Source organism: Flavisolibacter nicotianae (assembly GCF_003628535.1).
GTDB lineage: Bacteria > Bacteroidota > Bacteroidia > Chitinophagales > Chitinophagaceae > Flavisolibacter > Flavisolibacter nicotianae.
This window is the reverse complement of sequence record NZ_RBCI01000002.1, coordinates 106,070-120,639: the sequence shown is the minus strand read 5'-3', so window position 1 is coordinate 120,639 and position 14,570 is coordinate 106,070. Positions and strand designations below refer to the sequence as shown.

Sequence of the window (14,570 nt, the reverse complement as noted above, 5' to 3'; positions counted from 1 at the left end):
CAAAAACAAACATCAAATAATTCAAATGGAACAAAACACTTCGTTGCAACAGCAACTCCTCGAAGCAGGTGTACACTTTGGTCACCTGAAAAAGAAGTGGAACCCCAAGATGTTGCCTTTCATCTTCGCCGAGAAGAAGGGCATTCACATCATTGACCTCAATAAAACAACCGAAAGCCTGCAGGAAGCTGCGGCAGCGTTGAAACAAATTGCCCGCAGCGGGAAGAAGATCCTGTTTGTTGGTACCAAAAAACAAGCAAAAGACATCGTAACGGAATGCGCCCAGCGTGTGCAGATGCCGTACGTGACCGAGCGTTGGCTGGGTGGTATGCTCACCAACTTCAACACCGTTCGCAAGAGCGTGAAGAAGATGCAGAGCATCGACAAAATGCTGAACGACGGTTCGTTCGACTCGATCACCAAGAAAGAGCGTTTGACCCTGACACGCGATAAAGACAAAATGGAAAAAGTACTGGGCGGTATTGCCAACCTGGGACGGATTCCGGCTGCCCTGTTCATCGTCGACATTGGCCACGAGCACATCGCCCTGGCAGAAGCCAAGCGTTTGAACATCACAACCTTTGGCGTGGTTGATACCAACTGCGACCCGAACAAAGTTGATTTCGCCATCCCCGGTAACGACGATGCAACGAAGTCAATCGCCATCATCACCAACTACATCACAGCGGCAATTGCCGAAGGTTTGGCCGAGCGCCAGGCTGCCAAAGATGACGAAGGTGAAGATGCAGAAGCTAACGCCGAAAACGAAAGAAGAGCAGCCCGCCTGGAAGCCGAAGCACAACAGGAAGCCGGTGGTCGCGGTCGTGGTGGCCGTGGCGGACAAGGCGGACCTGGTCGTGGTCCCGGTGCCGGTGGTGGCCAGGGTGGTCAGCGTCGTCGCACACCCGGAACAGGTGGCCCGGGCCGTGGTCCTGGCGGTGGACGTCGTTAATGTACCAATTCGATAATGTGCAAATGTGATAATATGAACATGTGAAAATGACGACTGCAGTCATTCATTCACAAGCACATTCAGCTCTTTAAATAAATAGAAAGATGATGTGACCAACAGAAGTGCATTCTTTGTGCTTCTGTTGCGTCGCACTCTTCAACGTTCGAAACAACTCCGAACACGAAAAGAAGGTTTGAACTTGAAGCCTCATTTTCAAATTTTCAAATTTTCAAATTTTCAAATTGTTTACTCATGTCTACTGTACAAATTACAGCACAGGATATCAATAAACTTCGCCAGGCGACCGGCGCCGGTATGATGGATTGCCGCAAAGCCCTGACGGAAACAAACGGTGATTTTGAAGCAGCCATCGACTGGTTGCGCAAGCAAGGACAAAAAGTCGCCGCCAAGCGCAGCGACCGCGAAGCCAAGGAAGGCGTGGTGATTGCCAAAACAACAGCCGACAACAAAACCGGCTTTATCGTTTCCATCACTTGCGAAACCGACTTCGTTTCCAAGAACGCCGATTTCGTTGCCTTTGCACAGAGCATCGCTGATGCCGCTGTTGCCAACAACGTAAAAAGCGCAGAAGAACTGAACGAGGTTTCTGTAAACGGCCAGAAAGTTTCTGACCTGATCAACGACAAGCTGGCTTCTATCGGTGAAAAGATCGGTATCGGCCGCTTTGAAAGAATCGAAGCGCCTTATGTTGCTTCTTACATCCACGGTGCGTACCGTATGGGCGTGCTGGTTGGCCTGACCCAGGATGCACCAGAGGCCGGTAAAGACATAGCGATGCAGATCGCTGCCATGAACCCGGTTGCCGTTGATCCGTCAAGCGTTCCTGCCGAAACAGTGACCCGTGAAAGAGACATCGTGATGGAGCAAATGCGCCAGGATCCGAAAATGGCCGGCAAGACCGACGATATGCTGTCGAAAATTGCCGAAGGCAAACTGAATTCTTTCTTCAAAGAAAGCACGCTGCTGGCCCAGGCGTATGTAAAAGACAGCTCTAAATCTGTTCAGGATTACCTGAAGACTGTAAGCCCTGAATTGAAGGTGACAGAATTCAAACGTGTTGCTTTGGGATAATGCAGGCATCGAACTGTATCGATAAAAAACGGGGCCCCAGGGTCCCGTTTTCTTTTGCCGGAAGAAGATTTTGCCAAACCAAGCAACAGGTATTGTTCGGCTTTAAGTACTCTAACTGCCGCCAAGATGGGTTTATCGATGAGGAGAAGTGAAACGTGAGACCACCGTGAACTTCAACTCGAAAGCCTCTGTAGATTCACGTCTGACGTCTCACATTTCTCCATGGCTTGAAGACGGTTAGGTTTAGTCAACCCGCAGTAAACTACTTTGCCTTGCCCCGTCGCCGCTTGCCTGCAGCAACAACACGGCATTGTGTCCCGGCCTGGTGGCAAGCCGCAGGGTATTGGCACCGGGAGAAACAACCTGCTGCCCTGTTTGCGCCAGCAGCCGTCCATCTGTTGCCAGCAGGCGAAAGACATAACGGGCCGGCTGCTCGCCGCTCCATGTAAACGAAAGTTCACCATTGCTTCGAAGCACGATGTGTGACAGGCTTTTTTTTACGTCGTTTTTCAGGCACACCACATCCGAGTAGCGGTCCATGCCGTTGGCATCTTTCCACGAAAGGCGGTAGCAGCTTACTGCCGTGGACAGCGAATGCGAAAAGGTACCGCTTGCCGAGGTGGCAAACGATTGTATCGTCGAAAAATCAACCCGGTTGGCGCTGTACTGCAGCTTCAGCTCTTTTACGGGGCTGGTAAAGTCCCAACTCAGTTCGTTGGCCCCGTTGCCTTTTACGGCCGCGAAATGCTTGAGGCCCTGTGACAGAACATAACCCGGCACCAGGTTGTTCACGTTGAAGGAGCGCAGTTTTTGATCGACAGTGATATTGATGCTTAGAACCGTTTTTGTAAAATACTCGTTGCTTATGTAGCCGTAACTGGTGTTTCGAAACGCCAGTCCTTCCGCCTGTCCCATTTCGGCAGCCGAGGGCAGGTTAATCAGGCGTTTGTTCCCGTTGAAATAAAGTCCGCCGCTGTAGTCCGACAGGAGGTGCAAAAAGTGGTTCCCGGTACCGCTGGCCTGGTAGCCCAGCAAGGCAATGAGATTGGTTCCAGGCGCCTTGTCGGCAGCCGTTACAAGATAGCCGGTCGAAAGCGTTTCGACAGGGCTTGCAACATAGCTGCCGGCCGCCGTGCCGTTGATCACGTAATGCACGGTGTTGACGTCCACCCAGTTTTTGGTAAAGAGATGAATTTTCCCCTCATCAACGATCAGGGCTTCACAATCGAACCGGGTGTTATTGGGTGCGGCCGCTACCGGCGGCTGCGGCTGATCGCTGTAGGTAAAATTGATTACGTCAATTTGTGTAGAGGGAATGGTGACAACAGCGTTGGTGGCATAATCCGGGATATCGCTAAGACGGAATTTGTAGATCTTCAGATCCTGGCGGTTACCACTGGCATTATTACCCACGTCACCAACATAAAAGTAGGTCCCGTCAAAAGCAATGTCTTCCCAGTCGACATTGGTGGCACCTTCCAGGTTCACCGTTTGCAAAATGGCGTTCGTCAGCGTATCGATGCGGTAAATGGCAGCGGCACCGCCGCCATCGTTAAAGCTCCACAAAAAATCACCCGCCATCTGCAGCCCGCTTCCTTCCTGCAGCACGGAACTGAGAGGGTCAACTTTTACCGGGGGCGTGTAGGAAGTTGTGCTATAGGTACAACTGCCGTCGTTCACGGTAGCGGCTGCATTGTAATTCACGGCTGTCGGGTCTTTGCATCCATAAACCTGGGTGCGGCCAGGCGTCGCCTGCAGCAGCAAAAAACAAAGGAGGAAAAAAAGGAAAAACGGGCGGCCAGCGTTGAGAGATCCCATAAGCCTTGTATATGCGACTGAAAAGATAAAGAAACCTTTGCGAACCTGCAGAAACAAACCCGCTCAACGAGAGCCAACTGTTTATTGCTTTGTTCCATCCAGGATGACTGGTGTGCTTTTGCCGCCCATCATCACGATCTTGGCATTTGGCGATTTGGCCAGTTCCATGGTGGCTTTGATCTGCTCGTACTGCAATTGGCGGTCTGTCAGGCTTTCGGAGATGATGCGCTGGTAATCGGCAATCCCCTGTGCCTCCACCCGTTTGCGGTCGGCTTCCTGCCGCTCCTTGGCAAGGATGAATTGCATCTTTTGCGACTCCTGCTCGGCCTGGATCTTTTGCTCGATGGTGGCTTTGACGTTGGCCGGCAGCGTGATGTTGCGGACCAGCAAATTCTCCAGCAAAAGGCCGCGGCTTTTGAAGTCGTTTTCGATGCCCTTGAAAATGCGCCCCTGGAATTCATCCCGCTTGGTGGAGTACAGCGATACTGCTTCATAATACACGGCATTGTCGCGGATGCGGGTCCGGGCAATAGGACGAACGATCTTGTCTTCATAATCCGCCCCCGTTTCGCGGATCAGCCGCGGTGCCTCACCGGGAATGACCCGGTATAAAACAGTCAGGTCGATCGTGACTTCCAACCCGTCGGACGTAAGTACACGGATGGCATCGTCGCCGGTCTTGTGCCCTTCATCGGTCGTCCCGCTCATGGTGTAATTCTGTGTGCGCACATCGAGGCGCTCCACGGTCACAAGCGGATTGACAAAATTCAACCCACTGTTCAGGACAGCGGGCTGCACTTTTCCAAACAGCTTTTGCACGCCGACCTGGCCCGCGTCGATCTGCACAAAACAACTGAGGAGAAAGCCAACGATCACCAGTCCTACGCCGACCAGTTTCCCGGTGCGTGCCGCGGCGGCAAGATTGGGTGTGCGCTGAATGGAAAAGGCAATAACGAGAACAAGCAGCCCGATAAAGAGTAAGAACATGGCGGATGTATTTGGTAAAACAAATGTAGGCGAATCCCCCTCTGTTCCCTTAAAGGCTGAGGAGAGCCATTGTTGCATTCCTGGACTCTACGATTTCGACAACCACGTGTTGCCAACAGCAACAAATTTGTCCACCGGAATGATGGAAGGGGAACGAGTGTCCTTCCTTCGTGTAAGTAAACTGTGTACCGGAAGAACCGGCCGTATCACAGCCGGTACCTTAAAAACACATTTTCTCTTTTGTTGTTAGTAACCGCCGATTTGTAAAAAGGCCGTTGGCATCCTGCCAATAGCAATAATGTTGGAAAAAGAAAAGAGAAGTCTTGCAGACCTACGTCACCCCTTTAGAGGGACAGAGGATGTTATCTCTTCAAACACTCCCGTCTCCTTGTTCTTGCGCACATTGTTGGCGTTGAAATAACGGCCGTTCATGGCCACATACACGCCGTGCTTCAGGGTTTGCACAAAGGCCAGCGCACTTCCCAGGTTGAACAAGCCATCCGAGGAGCCAAATTTATAGGGGATCATGGCACCGGTAATGACAATGGTTTTGCCTTTTACTTTTTTGTCCAGCAGTTGGGCCGTATCGGCCATGGTATCGGTACCGTGGGTGATGATGATCTTGTCTTCCTTGCTTTTTTTACAGTGCTCCGCAATCAGGTCGCGGTCTTCGTCGGTCATTTCCAGGCTGTCCACCATCATCAGCGTGCGGATCTCCACCGGCACCAGGTTGCGACCCAAATCCAGCATTTCGGGCAGGTGCGAGTCTTTAAAAAAAAGTTGCCCGTCCAGCTCATTGTATTCCTTGTCAAAAGTTCCGCCGGTAATAAAAATCCGAATGCTCATGGTAAAAGATTGGTGTAAAAATAGGCGAAGAAAGGCATCCCCTCAGGCAGCCTTCGCGGAGAACAACTGTTTTTGCCGCTCCCTGCTCCGGTACCATAAAAACATCGGCGGCGTTCTGTATCTTGGTAAAGAATCCCAACAGTTATCCCATGACATTACCAGTTGCCATCGAAAACGAACAGGAGGCCGCCGTAGCCATCATCTTAAGCTGCATGATCGGGCAGCACGACCAGGCGGTGATTGATGCACAGTTCCGCCACCTTTCCCGCATGCTGGCCCATTCCGCTAAATTCCAGGGTTACCCGCTCGACATGCTGGCCCATAAAGCCATGCCGCTGCTGGCAACCTACGGGAATAAAAATGTCATTGAATACAGTGCGTCTTTCATTTCGGAGTCCTTCCGCGAAACCCTGTTTGCCATGATCTGTGAGCTGCTCACGAACGATGGCGAACTCTCGACCGCCGAAAGCGAGATCGTGGGGCTTGCCGCTCTCTCGCTGGGCATCTCCATTGAACTGATGCGGGTAATGATCGCCACCTTTTTAATGCGCAACCGGTGGAACCTGCTTACCTGAGAGGTGAGACGTCAAACGTGAAACGACGGAAACATTCAATGGTAAGTCCCCGAACGATAGTTTGTACCGAAGTTCTCTTCAAACAAACTCGTGAACCGCTTTAGTCTCCTGTTTGACGTTTGACGTTTCTCCTTTCACGCCTTCGCGTCCTGCTCCATGCTCTTGCCTGCAAAGTAGCCGATAAAAGCACCGATCAACGCACCGGCAAGAATAACCAGCCAACTGCCCTCGGAGGCAAAATAAACGATCGCAAAACCAAAGACGGCAAAAAGAATAGCCCAGATAATCCGGCCTTTTACCCGCTGGGCAGACGGGATGGATGCCGGTTTTTGAAACGGGTGGCCCTGGCGGTGACGGCTTTGTGGCATAATAAACGGTTTGTCCGTCTAATTTACTCAGACTTCTTCAAAAAAGCTTATGACTTGCGTGCAGGCTGAGACTGATAAACGGCAATGTCGTTCAGCCGCTTCACCGGTTCTTTGGTGGGCTCTACGGCACTGAAGGGTAATTGCAGCCGCCGGCCATCCGGCGCTTCGGCCAGGTAGCCCTGTGCATCCACCGCCAGCGGCACCAGCGAGGTGGCTCCCTTAACGGCCGGGCCTCCCGTCACCACCTGTGCTTTTTTCAGCTTCAGCAGGTTGGCGAGAGTTTTTGATTCCAGGGCGGGTGCGGCTTTTTCATCGCGGTCGACAAAGGGCAGCGGATCAAGCGGACCGGCAGCGGTGTACACGCCAAAATGCAGGTGCGAAGGCGTGTGCCGGGCATTGCCCGTATTGCCAACCAACCCGACGACATCGCCTTTTTTCACCCGTTGTCCTTCGTGCACCAGTTGCCGGTCGAGGTGGGCATAATACAAGGTGTACGTTTTTCCTTCGGGGCGCAGCCAAACGGTTTTCCCGCCGATGCCGCCGGTCCGCACCCCGGTAACTATTCCATCCGCCGCTGCCACGGCAGGAGTCAGCTTCGGTGCAAAAATGTCAATGCCTTCGTGCCGACGCCTGCCGCCGTCGCGGCGGTCGCCCCACACGCTGGCCACACGGGCCTTGCCACCCGAAACGGGAAAGCCGATGGAAGGAGCAATGGAAATGGAAAGTGTGTATTCGCCGGAGCGGAACAGTTCCGGTTGCAGGCGCAACACGTAGGCGCCGGCTTCCTCCACGGCAAAGCTGAAGCTTGTGCTGCCGGTATCGGCCGAAAGCACCGGTGCAGATGTTTGTGACTGCCGGAAAAGGTCGGCGTAAATGGGCAATGCATTGCCGCTCTTCCGGGTTAGTGAAAACCGCAGCAACTCCCCGGGCCTGGCGGTAAACTGCAATCCCATCGCACGGGGTTTGTCCGCATGAAAAAAGCCCTGCTGCCGGTAGGGCAGGGCAATGCTTACCGGGGCCTCCAGTGCGGCCTGCGAAGCCGCCTGCCAGGCAAGTCCGTCGGCTGTTTTATCGAGGTCTTTGTCATCGAGCTTTTCGGCGTATTCCTCGTGCGGTGTTTTCTTGTCGAAGATCTTTCCAATGGGTGTGCTGCAGGCCATGCAGAATATGGCGGGGAGCAGGAGAAAGCGTGAACGGTTTTTCATAGTTGTGCGGCCTCTCTCAGCAAACATTACGCCGGAAACCGCGGAAAATAAAAAAGATCGTTCGCAAAGGGCGAGGGTTTTTGCCGCATCATTTTCCATCGTTTTTCTTCGGTGGCCTGGTCGTCGGATGTCGGATATTGGTTAGTAGATATTGCGATATTGGTAGCAGGAAATATCCCAATATCCAATATCTTAATATCTTGATACCCGACACTCGTGTTATCAGACAAAAACGGGTCGAAGAGGAAAAGACCAACCGGCACAGGCCCGGTCGAATTTCACTACATTTAACCAACACCGCTTGTATGAAAAGAATGACGACCCTCTCCTTCCGGCTGCTGCTGCTGCTTTGGGCTATCGGCGCCATAAACGCATCCGCACAAAACGCGGCCACCACCCAGGCGTTCTTTTCAAAAGGAACCATTTTTCACAGCAACATCCCCTATGCCGGCGACACGCTGCAAAAACACCTGCTCGACCTTTATCTTCCGGCAGGAGCAAAAGGCAAACGGCCGCTGGTTGTCTGGGTTCACGGCGGCGCCTGGAACCACAACGACAAATACGCCGATATGGGTTACATGAAGGCCACGGTAAAAGCCCTGGTCGACAGCGGCTACGCCCTTGCTTCCATCGACTACCGCTTCAGCACAACGGCGCCCTTCCCGGCACAGATCCGGGACTGCAACCAGGCCCTCGATTTTCTTTTCCGGAATGCCGCCCGGTACAACCTGGACCCTGCCCACATAGCGCTGATCGGCTTTTCAGCCGGCGGACACCTGGCTTCCCTCCAGGGCCTGTCGAACAACAACACGGTAAACGAATTTTATGCAAACGGTATAAAGCCGGCCTTCCGCATCAAATGTGTGCTCGACTTCTATGGTCCTTCCGACCTGGTGGCAGCCTCGATGAGCACCGACACCGCGGCCAACAATGCCGGCAGCCCGGTGGCCCAGCTCCTCGGCGCCCAGCCCCTCGAGCGGCCCGACCTTGCCCGGCGGGCAAGCCCTGTCACCTACATCGACAAGGGCGATCCGCCCTTCCTGATTGTGAACGGGGAAAAAGACGAGTCGGTACCCAACACCCTCTCGAAGCTGTTAAGCGGCTGGCTGAAGGTGTACGGCATACCCAACGAATTGATCATCGTTCCCGGTGCGCCGCACTACGGACCCATGTTCGATTCACCGGAAATCCGGCAGCAACTCTTCCGGTTTTTGAAGACGTATTTGTGAGGGTTTCTCACAGATCGCACGAATGAACACGGAAAAATTAGCCGTGTCTTTCCGTGCTGCCTGTGCGTACATCTTTTATTCAAACATCCTGCACGTCGTACACGACTACTTTTTCCCAGAGGTGCGAGCAGTCGGCAATAAATTTCTGGTGAATGGGATCATCCTGGTAGGCCTTTTGGTCGGCAAGATTGTCGAAGAACATCAGTTCCGAAGCCGCGTAGCTGTTGTCCACGACGTCGCGTTTTTCGGTGGAAGCCGGCACGCCGATGTACATTTTTTTGATCACTTTGATTTTGCGCAGGGTTTGCAGGCCCGCGATCAGCTTGTCCTGGTCTTCTTTGGAACCCGGGTTCTTGAGCCAGAAAAAGACGTGGTGAATAATCCCTTTTTTCTCCGGTTCGGAAAAAGAAGAAAGTGCAGTGGCGGCTACGCCGGCCGCAAGAAGAGCAGAAGTGGCCATAAATGATTTTCGGCTTTGGGTTGACATAAACAATCGGGTTGATAAGAAGCCCTGAATTTACGGAAGCCCATTCGATCCCCCAAGGAGGATTTGGCGTTCGCTCCAATGCCCGCTTGCAGCATCTCACTTACCCTCAGCAACCATTCACCTGCCAGGCCCACCCGCCTGTCATGCCAGGGTACAAGGACTCCGTTCTGACTGCTGCAGGCAAAGCAACGGCACTGTAACGCTTTTACCCTTCTTTCTCCTTGCACACAACTCCCTCCTGCACCGGGATGACAAGCAAGAAACTGCGCTTTTACAGTGTATTTAAAAGCTGGACTGGCAGTGCAAAGCGAAACAAACGGCACTGCGAAAGCAGAATGCTTGCCGACCTGCATGAGGATACTGCAGGCAAGGGTCTGCGCCCCGTTCAGTCCCCTTTTGAGGATGGAAGGAGCGCTTACTCCATCAGCTCCCACGCACTCTGGTACGCGTTATGCGCCTGTGCGTAGTGGATAAAATCGGCATAGAACGGGAACTGCGAAAGCGTGGCGCTGTCGCCCACTACCACCAGTTTTTTGCGGGCCCGGGTCATGGCCACGTTCATGCGGCGGATGTCGGAGAGAAAGCCAATGGTGCTGTCGGCATTGCTGCGGGTGAGGCTGATAAACACAGCGTCGCGTTCCTGTCCCTGGAAGCTGTCGATGGTATTGACGGAAAGAGACGCACCCATTTCCCGTAGCAAGGGATGGTTTTGCACACCCTCCTTCAGCGCTTCCACCTGGTGACGGTAGGGCGAGATCACGGCGATGCTGGGGAACTGTTCGGGGACGAAGAAGTTCTTTAACCGCTCCGCGTAGTGTGCCACCTGCCGCAGCAAAAAAGCCGCTTCCTCCGGGTTGGAGATACCGGTTCCTTCGTGCAGCTCCTCGTAGCCGCAGCCAGCCGTGTCGATAAAAAGCAGGGGGTCGTCGCCGTTAAAGATTGTCCAGTGGGCAACCGCCGCATCGGCCTTCAGGCGGTTATCGTAAAACTCCTGCGAGGAGAAACCGGCAATGATCTCGTTCATGCGGTATTGCTCTTCGAGCAGCACCACCGCTTCGGGGTGCAAGGCAACCGCTTTTTCCAGCAGTGTAACGCCAAGCTCTTTTGCGGCCGCACCCGATTTGATGGTGGGCGGCAACTGTTGGTGATCACCCGCCATGACCAGCTTCCCTGCTTTCGGCACCGGTATCCAGCAGGCCGGTTCCAGGGCCTGCCCGGCTTCGTCGATCACCACCGTATGGTAGCGCCGCTGCCGCACGGTGTAATGGGCCGCACCCACAAGGGTTGCCGTGATCACATCGGCCCGGGAGAGAATATCGTCCACGATGTACTGCTCCGTCTTTTCCACCTCCCTGCTGATGTTGCGGGCTTCGGCAAAAAGGGCCTTGCGCTGCTCCCGTTCGGCAGCACCGAAATTGCGCTTGTATTTCTGCGCCAGGTCGCGGTACTCGGCTGCCTGTTTTTTCAACCGTCTGATTTCTTTGGCGCTGTTGTGTGCAGCCGTCTTGCTGTCGAGGGTCAGCGCCATCTGCCGCTCGTTCACCCGGGCCGGGTTGCCCACACGCACCACGTTGAGTCCTTCGTCGGAAAGCTTTTCGCTCAGCAGGTCAACCGCTGCATTGCTGGGTGCCACGACCAGGATTTGCCGGTGCTCTTTTTGGAGCAGCGCCTTGATGGCCTGCACCAGCGTGGTGGTTTTGCCCGTCCCCGGCGGGCCGTGAACGATGGCCAGGCTGTTGGCGGCCACGATTTTTTCAACGGCCTCCTGCTGGCTCCTGTTCAGCCGTTCCGGTTTGGCTATGGAATGTTCTGTGTGAAAGGTTGGCTTTTTTGCGCCGGTGAGAATTTGGATCAACTCCCCTTCCTCTTTTTTTTCCGCGATTGCCGGCGCCAGCTTTAGCGCTGCTTCCATTTCCTGGTAACTGTTCTCGTCAAACACGGCATCGATACCCAGCTTGCCATTGCGGCACCAGTCGGGCAATTCATCGATGCGCAACGAAAGTTTCAGGCGGTTGCCGCTGATGTGGGTAACGGTGCCCTCCACCCTGTCGGCCCGGGGATCGTGGTTGGAAAAAAGAGCGGCCGTGGTGCCAAAGCGAAACTGGTGAATGATATCCTGGTGGGTGGTGCGTTCCACTTCGACAGCCAGGTAATCGCCGCGGCCGATTTCCGTATCGCGGATGGCGACGGGATACCAGCTCATGCCGTTCTCTCTTCGCTCCGCAACAGGCAAATGGGAGGTGAGGCTTTCGTACTGCCTGCGGTCTTCCTCTTTTTCGGTCTGCAGCAATTCGGCGAGCCGCTTGAAATAATCCATGGCGGCAAAGGTAGCGGGAGAGCGAAAAACCGATTGCCGAAACGGTATAAAATGAAAAACGAAAAAGGTAAGTATTGATGCGTGCCAGAAAGTTATCCGGAAAAGATTTCATGACGTCTTTGGTTACTTATCGCACCATTACATATTAACCACTCAGTGGGAGTACAGATGTGCTTCTCTTTTCCAGATGCAAGAAGAAAGAAACGAAAGGTGCAGTAAATGAAAAAACTTATCACTATGTTTAATCCACAACTGACAATCTGGAAGTTCTTATCAATTAGTTGCAAAACGTTAGTCGGAATTGTATGAGATATTCTTCACTAAAAATTAGCTACGGTTTATTTACAGGACCAGACGGAAAAGAAGATTTTGAAGAGATAGAGGCATTTAAATCATCTTTATCTGAGTCTTATATCTCTCTGGTTAAAGGTATACCTCAGGGAAGAGGTGCTGGAGCCTATCATTTTTTTATAGATTGGTTTATCAATCTTCCTCTTGAAAATTATTTAAAAATCGTAGTTGGCTATTTAGGCGGAAAAGCGATAGATAAGGTTGCAGACCCATATTTGGATTCTTTACTATTTAAACCGCTGAAAAGGGCATATGAAAATTTAAAGAAAAAAAATCAATTTTTAGAAGTCAATACTTTATGCCTAGAATTGTCCGATTCAAAAATCATTATTTATTCTGTAAATAACGTTGGCATTTTAGAAACACTAGATTCGATACTTGCAGAAGTAAGTAAAAGATTCAAATCATTTTGGCTGGAAGACCATTTTCCAGAAGAAATTCATATACCTGCTATTAAAGACGAAAAAAAGAGCATTTGTTTTTTTCGTCCGCCATTGGGAATTGATGAATCTTTTACTGATTTATCACAATCAAGTTATCAAGAGTTTTGGGGCCTTAAATACCTCAGGAGAGATTTGAGCTGTATATATGATTTAAAAAGAAATACTATTTCGCAAGAAGTAAAATTCCTTGATGAAACGGAATTAAACTTCTTTAATGATAGCCTTTAGCTATTTATATAAATAGCTTCTCCCTTATCCGATGCGTCTTCCGCTGTAGCAACTCACCTCTAAAAAACACTCCCTTGGGAATCATCGGTTCACTACAAACCCGTTGCATTTCCCCTGACCTTTCCCTCTCGAGTATGAGTCTACTGCGGGAGACACACTAGCGAAGGGTTGTCATTAAAATGATTCACCAAATCTCCCAAGGAGATAATTTTATGCCATTTGTGTTGAGTCGATATCATACGCCTGCTTCAACACCAACGGCGTAAAAAAATATATTGATTGCTTATGGAAACTGAACGAGCAGGCATCTAAGCATTCAAAACAATTACATGTATAAAAAACTATTCAAAACTTACTGCTCTGTTTTCTTACTTGCGTTTGGTTCTCCTTATCTATGCAGCGGGCAAACCAATACAAAAAGTCCTATCGATATCCACCAACTGATTGACTCTTTGACTGTAAGCCTGAACAATAATTATGTTTTTCCTGAAAAAGCCAAAAGCATATCCCTGTATTTGCAATCGCAACAAAAAAAGAACATTTATAGGCCCTTTTTAAAAAGTCCTCAAAAACTTGCGGAGCAGATAGAAACTGATATTAACCACGTACATCATGATCCCCACCTGCACATTCAATACGATCCCGGCTTTGTTGCCCAGGCCTATTCCAAGCCTTCGGAAGAAGAAATAAACCAGTCCAAAAACTACTGGAAAGAGCAAAACTATTCATTCCCCAAGTTGGAGATACTACCAGGAAACGTTGGCTACCTTCCTTTTACTGGATTTGTCGACGATATAGAAAGTGCGAAGCCAACGATCTATTCGGCTCTGAAATTTTTGTCTAATACGAGCGCCATCATCATTGATTTGCGGGAGAACCAGGGCGGCAGCCCGGAGATGGTCAGTCAAATTGAAAGTTACTTTTTCCAGGAAAAGACGCACATGAACGATCTTATTAACCGATCGACTAAAGACACGACAGTCTTCTATGCAGACCCTGCAAAGGCTGACAGTTTGAACCTTGCTATGCCTGTCTATATTCTTACCAGTCATAAAACATTTTCAGCGGCAGAAGACTTTGGTTATGGCATGCAACAGGCAAAAAGAGCAACAATTGTGGGTGAAATTACAGGCGGTGGTGCACATCCTCAAATGCCATTTTCTGTTGGCCAGGGTTTTGTAAGTTCCATTCCTTTTGCCCGGTCGTACAACCCTGTTACCAAAACGGATTGGGAAGGCACGGGTATCATACCGGATGTAAAAGTGGACGCTGGCAAGGCCCTTTTAAAAGCACAGGAACACATTTTTACAAAACAACTGCAGGCAGCAAAAAATGAAAAAGAAAAACACAAAAGTGAATATTACCTGCGGTCACTGATGCCCACAAAAGAAACGAATGACATCCCCTCAAGCCTGTTAAGCCAATTTATAGGCAACTATCCTGATGTGACTATTTACCTTGACAAAAGCAAGCTTTTAAGCAAAAACAATTATAATCGAAAGGTGTCTGAATTAAAACACATTGCCAACAATCTATTTGTTCTTGAAGAAAATGCGCAAATCGAGTTTTTAAAGGATCCCAAAGGCCGCTATTCGTCCATAAAGATTTATGTAAATGACGGAAGCGTTTTCGAAGAGTCAAAAAAGCAATAAAATACAGGCAGCAATGAACT

General features: G+C 51.0%; 13 protein-coding genes. 6 read left to right on the top strand and 7 right to left on the bottom strand.

The genetic code is table 11. The features are described 5' to 3' along the window. Positions 1-25: 25 nt before the first annotated feature. Positions 26-952, top strand: a complete 927-nt coding sequence (gene rpsB, locus D6024_RS05435) for a 30S ribosomal protein S2 (RefSeq protein WP_121353588.1) — start codon at positions 26-28, stop codon at positions 950-952. Between the two features lie 252 nt (positions 953-1,204). Next, positions 1,205-2,044: a translation elongation factor Ts gene (gene tsf / locus D6024_RS05430; RefSeq protein ID WP_121353587.1), complete on the top strand. Its 840-nt coding sequence runs from the start codon at positions 1,205-1,207 to the stop codon at positions 2,042-2,044. Between the two features lie 243 nt (positions 2,045-2,287). Here the strand turns inward: tsf and D6024_RS05425 are convergent, their stop codons facing one another. From D6024_RS05425 to D6024_RS05415, 3 genes are all read right to left on the bottom strand, one after another. Further along, a complete protein-coding gene (locus D6024_RS05425) occupies positions 2,288-3,862 on the bottom strand; it encodes a hypothetical protein (RefSeq protein ID WP_162944566.1) in 1,575 nt (524 codons plus the stop codon). 81 nt (positions 3,863-3,943) lie between these two features. After that, positions 3,944-4,849, bottom strand: a complete 906-nt coding sequence (locus D6024_RS05420) for a prohibitin family protein (RefSeq protein ID WP_121353585.1) — start codon at positions 4,847-4,849, stop codon at positions 3,944-3,946. A 336-nt stretch (positions 4,850-5,185) separates the two neighbouring features. Then, positions 5,186-5,695, bottom strand: a complete 510-nt coding sequence (locus D6024_RS05415; protein ID WP_121353584.1) for an asparaginase domain-containing protein — start codon at positions 5,693-5,695, stop codon at positions 5,186-5,188. 149 nt (positions 5,696-5,844) lie between these two features. On the opposite strand from D6024_RS05415, the gene D6024_RS05410 reads away from it, so the two are divergent. Beyond that, positions 5,845-6,270: a tellurite resistance TerB family protein gene (locus D6024_RS05410; protein WP_162944565.1), complete on the top strand. Its 426-nt coding sequence runs from the start codon at positions 5,845-5,847 to the stop codon at positions 6,268-6,270. A gap of 134 nt (positions 6,271-6,404) precedes the next feature. On the opposite strand, the gene D6024_RS05405 is transcribed toward D6024_RS05410, so the two are convergent. Together D6024_RS05405 and D6024_RS05400 are read right to left on the bottom strand one after the other, a co-directional pair. Next, entirely contained in the window at positions 6,405-6,638 is a 234-nt protein-coding gene (locus tag D6024_RS05405) for a hypothetical protein (protein WP_121353582.1), read from the bottom strand. 47 nt (positions 6,639-6,685) lie between these two features. Then, positions 6,686-7,843, bottom strand: a complete 1,158-nt coding sequence (locus tag D6024_RS05400; RefSeq protein WP_162944564.1) for a M23 family metallopeptidase — start codon at positions 7,841-7,843, stop codon at positions 6,686-6,688. Positions 7,844-8,148: 305 nt separating this feature from the next. On the opposite strand from D6024_RS05400, the gene D6024_RS05395 reads away from it, so the two are divergent. After that, entirely contained in the window at positions 8,149-9,072 is a 924-nt protein-coding gene (locus D6024_RS05395; protein ID WP_205573230.1) for an alpha/beta hydrolase, read from the top strand. Between the two features lie 79 nt (positions 9,073-9,151). Here the strand turns inward: D6024_RS05395 and D6024_RS05390 are convergent, their stop codons facing one another. Continuing rightward, positions 9,152-9,559 carry a Dabb family protein gene (locus D6024_RS05390; protein ID WP_121353579.1) on the bottom strand — a complete coding sequence of 136 codons (408 nt, stop codon included), beginning with the start codon at positions 9,557-9,559 and terminating at the stop codon, positions 9,152-9,154. Positions 9,560-9,974: 415 nt separating this feature from the next. Further along, the gene (locus D6024_RS05385) at positions 9,975-11,876 is read right to left on the bottom strand and encodes an AAA domain-containing protein (protein ID WP_121353578.1); all 1,902 of its coding nucleotides are present in this window, start codon (positions 11,874-11,876) and stop codon (positions 9,975-9,977) included. A gap of 305 nt (positions 11,877-12,181) precedes the next feature. Here D6024_RS05385 and D6024_RS05380 point away from each other — a divergent pair, with 305 nt between their 5' ends. Next, positions 12,182-12,898, top strand: coding sequence for a hypothetical protein (locus D6024_RS05380; RefSeq protein ID WP_121353577.1), 717 nt, complete (start codon positions 12,182-12,184; stop codon positions 12,896-12,898). A gap of 329 nt (positions 12,899-13,227) precedes the next feature. Continuing rightward, positions 13,228-14,550 carry a S41 family peptidase gene (locus D6024_RS05375; RefSeq protein ID WP_121353576.1) on the top strand — a complete coding sequence of 441 codons (1,323 nt, stop codon included), beginning with the start codon at positions 13,228-13,230 and terminating at the stop codon, positions 14,548-14,550. Positions 14,551-14,570 lie beyond the last annotated feature (20 nt).

What these genes read in the sequence shown, in the direction of transcription:
- rpsB (WP_121353588.1), top strand. Translation starts at nt 26, where the DNA reads ATGGAACAAAACACTTCGTTGCAACAGCAACTCCTCGAAGCAGGTGTA.
- tsf (WP_121353587.1), top strand. Translation starts at nt 1,205, where the DNA reads ATGTCTACTGTACAAATTACAGCACAGGATATCAATAAACTTCGCCAG.
- D6024_RS05425 (WP_162944566.1), bottom strand. Translation starts at nt 3,862, where the DNA reads ATGGGATCTCTCAACGCTGGCCGCCCGTTTTTCCTTTTTTTCCTCCTT.
- D6024_RS05420 (WP_121353585.1), bottom strand. Translation starts at nt 4,849, where the DNA reads ATGTTCTTACTCTTTATCGGGCTGCTTGTTCTCGTTATTGCCTTTTCC.
- D6024_RS05415 (WP_121353584.1), bottom strand. Translation starts at nt 5,695, where the DNA reads ATGAGCATTCGGATTTTTATTACCGGCGGAACTTTTGACAAGGAATAC.
- D6024_RS05410 (WP_162944565.1), top strand. Translation starts at nt 5,845, where the DNA reads ATGACATTACCAGTTGCCATCGAAAACGAACAGGAGGCCGCCGTAGCC.
- D6024_RS05405 (WP_121353582.1), bottom strand. Translation starts at nt 6,638, where the DNA reads ATGCCACAAAGCCGTCACCGCCAGGGCCACCCGTTTCAAAAACCGGCA.
- D6024_RS05400 (WP_162944564.1), bottom strand. Translation starts at nt 7,843, where the DNA reads ATGAAAAACCGTTCACGCTTTCTCCTGCTCCCCGCCATATTCTGCATG.
- D6024_RS05395 (WP_205573230.1), top strand. Translation starts at nt 8,149, where the DNA reads ATGAAAAGAATGACGACCCTCTCCTTCCGGCTGCTGCTGCTGCTTTGG.
- D6024_RS05390 (WP_121353579.1), bottom strand. Translation starts at nt 9,559, where the DNA reads ATGTCAACCCAAAGCCGAAAATCATTTATGGCCACTTCTGCTCTTCTT.
- D6024_RS05385 (WP_121353578.1), bottom strand. Translation starts at nt 11,876, where the DNA reads ATGGATTATTTCAAGCGGCTCGCCGAATTGCTGCAGACCGAAAAAGAG.
- D6024_RS05380 (WP_121353577.1), top strand. Translation starts at nt 12,182, where the DNA reads ATGAGATATTCTTCACTAAAAATTAGCTACGGTTTATTTACAGGACCA.
- D6024_RS05375 (WP_121353576.1), top strand. Translation starts at nt 13,228, where the DNA reads ATGTATAAAAAACTATTCAAAACTTACTGCTCTGTTTTCTTACTTGCG.